The 9,380-nt window shown below is 37.4% G+C and carries 15 protein-coding genes and 1 tRNA gene; 8 read left to right on the top strand and 8 right to left on the bottom strand.

What is annotated here, in order from left to right:
• From BN202_RS02855 to BN202_RS02835, 5 genes are all read right to left on the bottom strand, one after another.
• The coding region (locus tag BN202_RS02855) for a hypothetical protein (protein WP_019219023.1) at nt 1-288 on the bottom strand (288 nt) is incomplete at its 3' end.
• Between the two features lie 182 nt (nt 289-470).
• The gene (locus BN202_RS02850) at nt 471-917 is read right to left on the bottom strand and encodes a hypothetical protein (RefSeq protein WP_198005536.1); all 447 of its coding nucleotides are present in this window, start codon (nt 915-917) and stop codon (nt 471-473) included.
• Nucleotides 859-1,959 (bottom strand): YdaU family protein, encoded by a 1,101-nt coding sequence (locus tag BN202_RS02845; RefSeq protein ID WP_019219021.1) that lies wholly within the window; start codon nt 1,957-1,959, stop codon nt 859-861. Before BN202_RS02845 ends, BN202_RS02850 begins: the two co-directional genes overlap by 59 nt.
• Before the next feature lie 146 nt (nt 1,960-2,105).
• Nucleotides 2,106-2,459: a hypothetical protein gene (locus BN202_RS02840; protein WP_019219020.1), complete on the bottom strand. Its 354-nt coding sequence runs from the start codon at nt 2,457-2,459 to the stop codon at nt 2,106-2,108.
• 2 nt (nt 2,460-2,461) lie between these two features.
• Complete coding sequence (locus tag BN202_RS02835; protein WP_019219019.1) at nt 2,462-2,728, bottom strand: helix-turn-helix domain-containing protein; 267 nt, start codon at nt 2,726-2,728, stop codon at nt 2,462-2,464.
• Nucleotides 2,729-2,770: 42 nt separating this feature from the next.
• Here BN202_RS02835 and BN202_RS02830 point away from each other — a divergent pair, with 42 nt between their 5' ends.
• The 8 genes from BN202_RS02830 to BN202_RS02795 all read left to right on the top strand — a co-directional run bounded on the left by BN202_RS02830 (nt 2,771) and on the right by BN202_RS02795 (nt 7,138).
• Nucleotides 2,771-3,226, top strand: a complete 456-nt coding sequence (locus BN202_RS02830; protein WP_244426388.1) for a helix-turn-helix domain-containing protein — start codon at nt 2,771-2,773, stop codon at nt 3,224-3,226.
• A 215-nt stretch (nt 3,227-3,441) separates the two neighbouring features.
• Entirely contained in the window at nt 3,442-3,813 is a 372-nt protein-coding gene (locus tag BN202_RS02825) for a hypothetical protein (protein WP_019219017.1), read from the top strand.
• A 66-nt stretch (nt 3,814-3,879) separates the two neighbouring features.
• Complete coding sequence (locus tag BN202_RS02820; protein ID WP_019219016.1) at nt 3,880-4,623, top strand: antA/AntB antirepressor family protein; 744 nt, start codon at nt 3,880-3,882, stop codon at nt 4,621-4,623.
• A gap of 12 nt (nt 4,624-4,635) precedes the next feature.
• Complete coding sequence (locus tag BN202_RS02815) at nt 4,636-4,935, top strand: hypothetical protein (RefSeq protein WP_019219015.1); 300 nt, start codon at nt 4,636-4,638, stop codon at nt 4,933-4,935.
• Between the two features lie 10 nt (nt 4,936-4,945).
• A complete protein-coding gene (locus BN202_RS02810) occupies nt 4,946-5,317 on the top strand; it encodes a hypothetical protein (RefSeq protein ID WP_019219014.1) in 372 nt (123 codons plus the stop codon).
• A 76-nt stretch (nt 5,318-5,393) separates the two neighbouring features.
• Nucleotides 5,394-6,248 (top strand): ERF family protein, encoded by an 855-nt coding sequence (locus BN202_RS02805; RefSeq protein WP_019219013.1) that lies wholly within the window; start codon nt 5,394-5,396, stop codon nt 6,246-6,248.
• 1 nt (nt 6,249) lies between these two features.
• The gene (locus tag BN202_RS02800) at nt 6,250-6,873 is read left to right on the top strand and encodes a lambda exonuclease family protein (protein ID WP_019219012.1); all 624 of its coding nucleotides are present in this window, start codon (nt 6,250-6,252) and stop codon (nt 6,871-6,873) included.
• Between the two features lie 76 nt (nt 6,874-6,949).
• The gene (locus BN202_RS02795; protein WP_005775014.1) at nt 6,950-7,138 is read left to right on the top strand and encodes a helix-turn-helix transcriptional regulator; all 189 of its coding nucleotides are present in this window, start codon (nt 6,950-6,952) and stop codon (nt 7,136-7,138) included.
• A gap of 114 nt (nt 7,139-7,252) precedes the next feature.
• Here the strand turns inward: BN202_RS02795 and BN202_RS02790 are convergent.
• The 3 genes from BN202_RS02790 to dapB all read right to left on the bottom strand — a co-directional run bounded on the left by BN202_RS02790 (nt 7,253) and on the right by dapB (nt 9,167).
• Nucleotides 7,253-7,337 (bottom strand) — tRNA-Leu (locus tag BN202_RS02790).
• Nucleotides 7,338-7,704: 367 nt separating this feature from the next.
• Nucleotides 7,705-8,325, bottom strand: a complete 621-nt coding sequence (locus tag BN202_RS02785; protein WP_019219011.1) for a 2,3-bisphosphoglycerate-dependent phosphoglycerate mutase — start codon at nt 8,323-8,325, stop codon at nt 7,705-7,707.
• Between the two features lie 29 nt (nt 8,326-8,354).
• Nucleotides 8,355-9,167 (bottom strand): 4-hydroxy-tetrahydrodipicolinate reductase, encoded by an 813-nt coding sequence (gene dapB / locus BN202_RS02780; protein ID WP_019219010.1) that lies wholly within the window; start codon nt 9,165-9,167, stop codon nt 8,355-8,357.
• Nucleotides 9,168-9,380 lie beyond the last annotated feature (213 nt).

Below are 9,380 nucleotides of genomic sequence, written 5' to 3'. Positions count from 1 at the left end.
TTCATCAATGAGAGGTTCATAATCGAGAACGCTTCTTGGCAAATTACCACCGTAAATCCACGCTTTCACTTGCGCTTTAGTACTAAAATCCGCATTTTCTGGTATGGTGTAATATTGAGCACCATCAAACTTTTCACATTCTCTTGTACCGTTTTCATATTCGTAGAGGTTGTAAAAATACTCTGCTGCTCCATCTCCCCACGGCACATATCCAACAGCCGTTGCCACAAATTTTTTTTGCATGGGCTTTTTACTTTGTGTTAAGAAGAGATGTTGTAAAATTTGCATGTCTTCATCCTTAAATTTGCCAATAGGGTCTTTGACTCAAATTTGACTGTACAGTGCATTTTATGCCTACAATGTGGCTTGTATCAAAAAAGTTCTAAATCACTCTGTATGGTGCCTTTTTGTCGATTTAAACACATATCTAATCACAAAACCATCAGCAATTTTCACTACTTTGCTGTTTTTCACTCAATGCCCTTTAAAACTTCTTCAAGCTCTTTTGGACGCTTTTCAATGCGTTCTGATGTTATCGTCGCCTCTTGATTTTTGCCCTCGATTTCTGGCTTTTGAAGAACCTTCAAAACACGATTGGCTTGAAAACGAATATCACTTTCAAGCTTTTCGCAGTAACGATAAAAATCTGCTGTTGACGGCATAAAAGTTGCATTTAAACCCTCTGCTTTGCCTTTCAAAGCGTTCTTTATTGCTGTTTGCAATACCCAGCTGCTTATGCTTTCAAGAGTGTAAGCATACGCAAGCGCTGTCGCTTTCTCATCTGATCCAATGGGGTTTTTGAGACCATTTGAAAGGACAAGATACGCTGTTTGGATTTCCTCTTCTGTCGCTTTTCTTTCAAGCTGTTGCAACGCATCCGTAACCAATGCTGTAACTCTCTCCGCTTCTGCACTCAATGGCTTTTGCCCCGTTTTCCAAAGGAACGGTAGTTCTGTTGTCATCCTCGAATAAAAATTTGTACACACTATCTGAATTTTTGATATTGGACATGTGCTGTGCAACTCGATAACTCCAGCTACGCTGCTGTTCTGTTTGTTTAGTGCTTGTTTTTCCATAGTTTCCACCTTGTTGATTGATTTCGTATTTTTTTGAATTTCTTACCCAGTTACGCCATGTTGCTTGCCAATCGATTTTGGTTGCATTTGCACCAGCTTTTGAACGCCAGTAGTCCCGAAACTTTGCGATTTCGACTTTGATACGCTCTGGAGGCAAGCCCTCTGTGTGTGCAAAATCGTAATCGGGTTCAAAATCCACAGGCAATCGACAACCTCGATCAATGTTAACCTGCTTGGCTTTCTTAGGAACGTTTTCTTGCTCGTGAATGGGTGGTTGTTGGGTTTCTACCGTTTCGATTTGTTCTGATTGGCTCTGGAAGATATCAACTTCGATTGGCTCTTCAACCAAATCGTTTGTTTCTAAATTTTCAGAAACAATTTCTTTTTTTGCTAATACGATAGTATTAGTTTTTTTATATATATTCTTATTCTTATTCTTTATAGCTTGATTTTGCTTGTCGTTTGCTTCAGCAAAAAAAACGTTTTGCTTGTCATTTGCTTCAGCAAAATTATTAACATGTTGTTTTATCGTGTTTTTTGCTTGCGCACCTTTTTTACCAGCTTCACTACGAACTTGTGATATGTGATCTTTTTTATCCGAAAAATCTTTTAGCTCTTCTTCAACACGCGTATTCCACAATCCACCATCTGTCTCAATAAGTTTATCATTCCTGATTAAATATTCGACAATCGCTGCAAATTTTTTCTGCGAACAATGACAAACGCGTGCAAGTGTTTGAAAGTCTGTTTTAAGTGGTTCTTTTTTTTCATACATGCAAACGAGAAGGGTTATATAAACGCCCCGTTGTTCAGATGTCATTCCATTTGTACCACTTATCCAGTCATACAAATGGAATCTTATCCATGGCATACCATTAGACATGCATACCCCCTTCTTTTATTAAATATAAATTAGTGATCATAATCCCCCCTTAAAGCTGTTGTTTGTTTATGCGTGCGTCATAACAGAGCGTTTAGTCATAAGTTTTAAAAAATGAACTCTTTCAATTTAAAAATACATTGCATGCCTTATCTTGGTGCATTTATGGACTGATTATATTTCTGCAAACTATCTATGAAATGCTTTTTGAAACCGTGCGCATCACTATATGCCTTTATAGACAATGATGGTCCTAAAACACTTTGAACTCTTAAATTATCATTTTCATCAAGAGAAAAGTTCCAATCAGAATCATGAAAAATAATTGTGCTACCGTCTGGAAAATCCATTTCTTTTGTTGAATCTTCTAAAATGTGAAAAGTATAATATGGACTTTGCAAAACATTTGTAGAGCTTTGCATTTTTTTATAAGAGGTATAAAAACAAAGAAACACGATTATATTTGCAATAAAAAGCACAATAATCGTCGCAAAATTTTCCATCTTTATTCTCTCTCTTCATATTGAAGCTTCGTTATTTCATTTTGTTCGCACGGCTTTTCACTCAAACTGAAACCGTTGACAAAAGAAGGCGGTGGAGGTGATTGTTCATCCCATAACGCTTCGAGAAGATATGCAACGGCTCCCCTTGAAGGAACACCATATTTTTCCCAACGCCATACTGTTGATTTGTTGACGCCTAACCGTTCTGCCATTTCTTTCAGAGTTAAATTCAGATTTTTACGTAACTGTTTTACTGCTATTTTTCCCATAAAAAATAATATGCATTATGACTACTCAAAAGTCAAGTCGAAATGCATACCAGTTATATGCAATATGAATATATTAAGGAGATAAAAATGCTTAGTAACACGATAGACCAATCTGCTAGATTAATAAAAGCGCGTTTAGCGCGTGGTTTTAGGAGTGCAAAAGAAGCAGCTAGATATTTTGGCTGGAACTACTCTAGCTATATACAGCACGAACAAGGATTAAGAGGAATATCACGGGCATCTGCAAAATATGCAAAAGCATTTAGAATTAGTGAAGGGTGGTTATTAACCGGAGAGGGAGACGGCCCCTCCTTTCCAATCCCCGCGACAAAACAAACCGTTGATGAGCAAATTATTAATCTACTACAAAAAACAACTCAGCCAGATAAAGAAACAATTCTTCACCTTTTAAATCGCCTGCATGCAAAAGAAAAAAATAAAAGCTTTTTTTCTTTCATTACTAAATGTAGAAACCAGCTGCATAATTTTGTTATCTAATTCTATATCACTTTTTATTGTTTTCATAACCATTCACTTTCCCCTTTCATGAGAATCGTCATTTAGAAAAAATCTTCTTACAAGATTTTTATATCCTTAAAAATAAAATACACATAACGCATATTTTATTGTTGACAAGTATGCATTATGCGTATTATATATATTCCATAAACCACACACAAACAATTGCCAAGAGGCGTTAGGGAGGGGAAATTATGGAAAAGCCAATTCTTATTAATTCCAATGAAATTTTATTAGTTGTCTATGATGATCAAAACATTGCAGAGTCAGGACCACTTGATGCAAGCCAAGTTCAAGAAATTATTGATGAGGCAGATGATGCAATACAAATCCTTCGCGTAAATCCTTCTGAAAAGAGTTGTGAAGATATTTCTGAAGAGATCGCAGAAGCATATGTAGAAAAAAATATCGAACATCTCGATGAGGAGAGTGAAGTTCATTACTTTATACGCGAAAGTGATGCCTACAATAGACTTTTAGATGATTTAGCACAGCAAAAATATGAAGATGAAGTCTACGGTACTTATGAACAACAGCACCGTTTGCGTCTTAGTGATGTCATTTAAACTCTAAAAGCGCGTTTTAAAGCTCCCCCTTTAATCCATCAATTCCCTATCAATATGAGGTCCGTAATGGAAAAGCTTATTGCCATTCAGCACAACACGATTAAAAATGAAACTGTTCAAACAGTAAATGCACGTGATCTGCATGCTTTTTTAGAAGTGAAAGCCCGCTTTAATGATTGGATTGTTAACCGTATTAAAGAATGTAATTTTCGAGAAAATCAAGACTTTATAAGTTTTACTAAAAATTTAGTAAAACCCCAAGGTGGGCGCCCAAGCATAGAATATTACCTCACATTAGATATGGCTAAGCACCTTTCGATGATAGAGCGTAATGACAAAGGGCATGAAGCTAGAGAGTATTTTATAGAATGTGAACGGCGTGCAAAACAAGCAGTAACACCACAAATCGATTATTCAAGTCCAAAAGCTATGATTGGATTTTTGAATTATTTGCAAGGTCAAATAGATCAAAAAGACAGCATTATTGAAGATTTAACACCAAAAGCCATGGCACTTGAAAGTTTACAGCGCCATGATGGGCTCTTTGGTCTTACTGAAGCCGCTAAAATACTCGAGATGCAACCAAAACAATTCATTCAGTTTTTACAGCAAAAAGGTTGGGTTTATAGACGTGCAGCAGGTGGAAATTTACTCCCTTATCAAGACAAAATCCAAAAGCAACTGATGGATTGTCCAACGATCACACTTCAAACCGCTAGTGGAATAGAAAAAGTCATTCCTTGCGCAAAAATTACCACAAAAGGCATGGGGCTGCTGTCTCAAGAGCTTAAAAGACAAAGCATGCATTAAGAGGAGGTTATTATGATAAAAAAGAAATATAAACTCACTGATGAAACAATCGAAGTTTTTGGTAAAACACTTCACCGAATTAAAGCATTGAGAGACTTTGGAGATATTAAGACTGGTGATATAGGTGGTTTTATAGAAAATGAAATAAACTTATCACATGAAGGCGATTGCTGGGTATATAATGGTGCCAAGGTTTTTGATTGTGCCCAAGTTTATGAAAATGCCAAGGTTTCTGATAATGCCGAAGTTTTTGGCAAAGCCAAGATTTATGGCAATGCACGTGTTTCTGGTAACAACACCGTTTTAAGGTAGGGCGATAATCATGTATAGCTATGAAATTAAACCTACTTGGTGTGTACAGACAGTTGTGAGAAGTGATCAAAACCCCGGAGAACTTTGTATAACTATCTCTGGATATGAAGGTGACTCCTATGTAGATACCATAATTCCTAAAGACGTCATGCAGGACCTTTTAGGTGAAGATAATTTTAAGAAAATGATATCAAATCACACACCTAGATGTACATATGCATCATACGCAAGCAAAGTATTTAGATGTATTGGATTTGAAATAGAACGATTTTCTAATGCTAAAGAAAAAATCTTTATTGCACTTAAGTCTAATGACGGACGTAGATTTATATCAATATTAGAAACTGATCACATCATACCGCCTCTGAAATTCAATTTTTAACAACCAAACCAAACAATTTTTAACACATGCGTGATTCACGACACGGGGGAATTGCGCTTTAATGGAGGAAATCAAGATGAGTGAAATAAGTACTACACAAACGGCATTAGTGGAAAAAACAAACGCTTGTGAAACCAACTCTACAGCTATGGAGCTTATTTTAGAAAGAGCTTTACAAAGTGATGTCGATCTGGACCGTCTCAAGAGTCTTCTCGAATTGCGAGAAAAGGAGATAAAACGACAAGAGCGCCAAAATTTTGTCCATGATCTTTCCACTATGCAAATGGAATATAAAGAAATACAAAAAAACGCTACCAACCCCCATACAAATAGCCAATATGCTACGCTTGATAAATATCTTGATGCTATAAAGGATAGTCTTTCAAAATATCGCTTTTCCTTATTTTCTCGTATCAAAGAGCAGAATTCAAATGGCATAACCGTGGAAATGACTTTAAAGCATATATCTGGCAATGAAATATCAACACAAGGAACATTTCCCTTTGACGCTACCGGGAGCAAAAACAACATACAAGCGGTTGGCTCTACTATTACCTACGCACGCAGATATCTGTTAGGCATGCTTCTTAATGTCGCAAGCAAAGAAGACGATACAGATGGAAACCCGCCTATTAAAAAGGCATTTCCGCAGCAAATCAATGAAATCAGAAGACTCATAGTGCAAACCCAATCAGAAGAAGCAAAGGTACTTGATTATGTTAAAGTCAAAAATCTTACCGATATGTCTGAGGGACAAGCTCAAATCGTTTTGCATCTTTTGAAAGATAAACAAAACAAACAAAAGGCTCTAAAAGAACAATCTCTTCCACAACAAGAGCAAACAAACGCCTCTATACAAGATGCCGAATATATTCATATCCAAGATATTGAATATGCACCAACTCAACAAGAAAAACAGACAGCGGTGTGAAATGGAACAAAGAACAGCAGAGTGGTTTCAAGCCCGTTTAGGTAAAGTCACCGCTTCAAACGTTTATAACGTACTCAGTAAAACAGCCAAGGGAACGCCTACAAGTAAATATGAGGATTACAAATTAAAACTTATGACAGAGCGCTTAACAGAGGAAATAAGCCAATCTTATATAACGCCCGCTATGCAATGGGGCATTGACCATGAAGAGGACGCTCTAAAAGAATATGCATTCATTTATGATACAGAGGTTAGCAGGTGTGGTTTCATACAACATCCGACAATAGGAATGGCTGGTGCTAGCCCTGATGGCTTTGTTGGTGAGGATGGTTTAGTTGAGGTCAAATGCCCACAATCAGTTCATCATCTACGCTTCTTTATAGATGACAATATCAAGCCTGAATATATCGCACAAATGCAATTCCAAATGGCTTGTACGGGACGTAAATGGTGTCATTTCATGAGCTATAATCCACATTTTGTAGGCAGATCATATCACTTGCGCATGAAAATCAAACGTATCAATCGTGATGAGGAACACATTCAACAAATCAATCAAGCGGTGGAGATATTTTTGGAGGGAATAGAGCGAGATCTGAAACAGATCTTAACAAAAGCTGCTTGATGTTATGGGGGTGCTTTCCCCTTCCAGCACCCCCACCCACCCATTTACATAACATAAAAAATAGAAAGGTAATGAAATGATATTTGATGATGGTGATAGATATGTAACAACCCGTGAATGTGCAGAGCTTTTTAGCGTATCAACGACAACGATTCGCAATTGGGTACTTCAAGGGGTATTTCCAGAGCCATATAAGCTAGGTAGAGCAGTAAGGTGGAGAAAAAAAGAGATTCTAGCCTTCACTCCAAAGAAAAATACGGAGTAAATAACAACAAATTAGATAAAATTGTATAAACTACAATAGGTGGACTAAAAGGTGGTCTTAAAACAGAGGATTAAAGAGAAACTCTATATATTTCAATGCACTAAAAACAAAAAGTGGTGCCCAAAAGAGGACTCGAACCTCCACGCCTTGCGGCACAGGTACCTGAAACCTGCGCGTCTACCAATTCCGCCATCTGGGCTTAAAATCCATCTAAGCTTGTGAAGCTGCTCTGTCAATAAAATTATCTATAGTGCAATCAAACATTGTCTTTTGGTACGGATAGTAGAGCAGCCTCTCTCTATATCATGCATATTATAAAGCATAATGTTGTCGATGCCTGATTTTTGTTTTTTTATTCATCAAGTATGAAATAACAAAGTTGAACGAAATATTGAGAGCGGAATTGTTTGAAGAACTCGCCCATGAGTCATTACAAGAGAAAGTGATCTGATGACAAATGGTTGAAGTGCAGAAAAGTTGATTCTTCATGACGAGGAGGAGAAAAAACTGTTTATTTTTGAGTGGAATAGCGTTGAATTATATTCTCCCATTCCATTGCGCTTTATTTAAGGTGTGATGACAGTCTTTGAGGAAATTGTTGAATCGGAATTTAGTGTATAAATGATAGGAATAGCTGTTGCTAATTCTTGAGAAATAATTTCCTCACTGTTAAGCCCTTCAAGTGCCATCATAAGAGCACGAAGAGAGTTGCCGTGTGCTGCTACCAAAACTGTTTGAGAACGCAAAATATGGGGTTGGATATGATAGAGATAATAGGGCAAAACGCGTGCACAAGTATCGCGTAAGCTTTCTCCGTTTGGGGGGGCAATTGTATAGGAGCGGCGCCACATTTGCACTTGTTCTTCTCCCCATTGTTGGCGTACTTCATCTTTATTGAGACCTGAGAGATCACCATAATTACGTTCATTTAATGTAGGGGTTTTTATCAGTTCTAAATCTTCTTGTTCCATTTGTTCTAAGATGTGCTGCGCTGTTTTTTGCGCTCGCTGTAGGGCAGATGTATAGGCGACATCAAATTTTAAACCAGCCTCTTTAAGTTTTTTTCCTGCTGCTATTGCTTCTGTGCAACCTTTTTCTGTCAAATCTGGGTCTTTCCAACCGGTAAAAAGATTTTTGAGATTCCATTCACTCTGTCCATGACGGATGATTACAAGTGTGCGTCCCATTGTGCATTTCCTTGCGTTACATTGACTGTTTAAAATTCATCATTCAATCCCAAAACATCCAACATTGAATAAAGACCATTTTCCTGATTTTGGGCCCATAAAGCTGCTTTTAATGCTCCATTGACAAAAATAGAACGTTCTTGCGCTGCGTGTGAGAGAATAATACGCTCATTTTGGCCGGCAAAAATAACACTGTGCTCGCCAACAACTGTTCCACCCCGTGAACAGGCAAAGCCAATGGTTCCTTTTTCGCGTTTGCCTGTATGCCCACTGTGTTCACGGATGCTCATATTTTTAAGTACAATGTTGCGACCTTCAGCTGCTGCTTGCCCAAGAAGAAGTGATGTTCCAGAAGGAGCATCAACTTTGTTGGCATGATGCATCTCATAAATTTCAATATCAAAATCATCCGATTCTAATGCTTTAGCTGCTTTTTTGACAAGGTTTGCTAACAGATTTACTCCAAGACTCATATTTCCAGATTTGACAATAGTTGTATCTTTGGCAAAATTTGCAATTTGTGCTTCTTCTGTCTTGTTAAAGCCCGTTGTACCAATAATATGCACAAGGCCTTTTTGGGCGGCATAATTGGCATAAAGAATACTAGCTTGTGGTTGAGAAAAATCTAAAATACCTTCTGTATGAGAAAAGGCGCTTTCAGGATCATCCGTGATGCGAATACCAAGAGCATCTGATCCAATCAATGTACCGGCATCTTTATTGACAAAAGGGGACCCTTTACGGACAAGTACAGCACAAAGTTCTACATCTTTTCTTTGCTGGATTGCTGCAATAAGTGCACGTCCCATTCTTCCATTGGCACCAACAACTGTAAGGCGCATGTTTTTCTCCTTATGACACTTTACCTCTTATAGGCAAATTCTTGTCTTCTTTCCAACGGTTCTTTTCCTTTTGAGAAAGAAATTATGCTTCGTTAGCTCTACGAAAAGATTGTTCGTCGATAAAATCGCATGGTAAATTTTATTGTAGAGTAAATTATGTGAAAATTATGTAATAATTTTTTAAATTCATATATTGGGAAAATAACATGTGTC

The organism is Bartonella florencae (assembly GCF_000312525.1).
GTDB classification, from domain to species: Bacteria; Pseudomonadota; Alphaproteobacteria; order Rhizobiales; family Rhizobiaceae; genus Bartonella; species Bartonella florencae.
The sequence above is the reverse complement of the archived record's forward strand: the minus strand, read 5'-3'. Positions and strand labels throughout refer to the sequence as shown.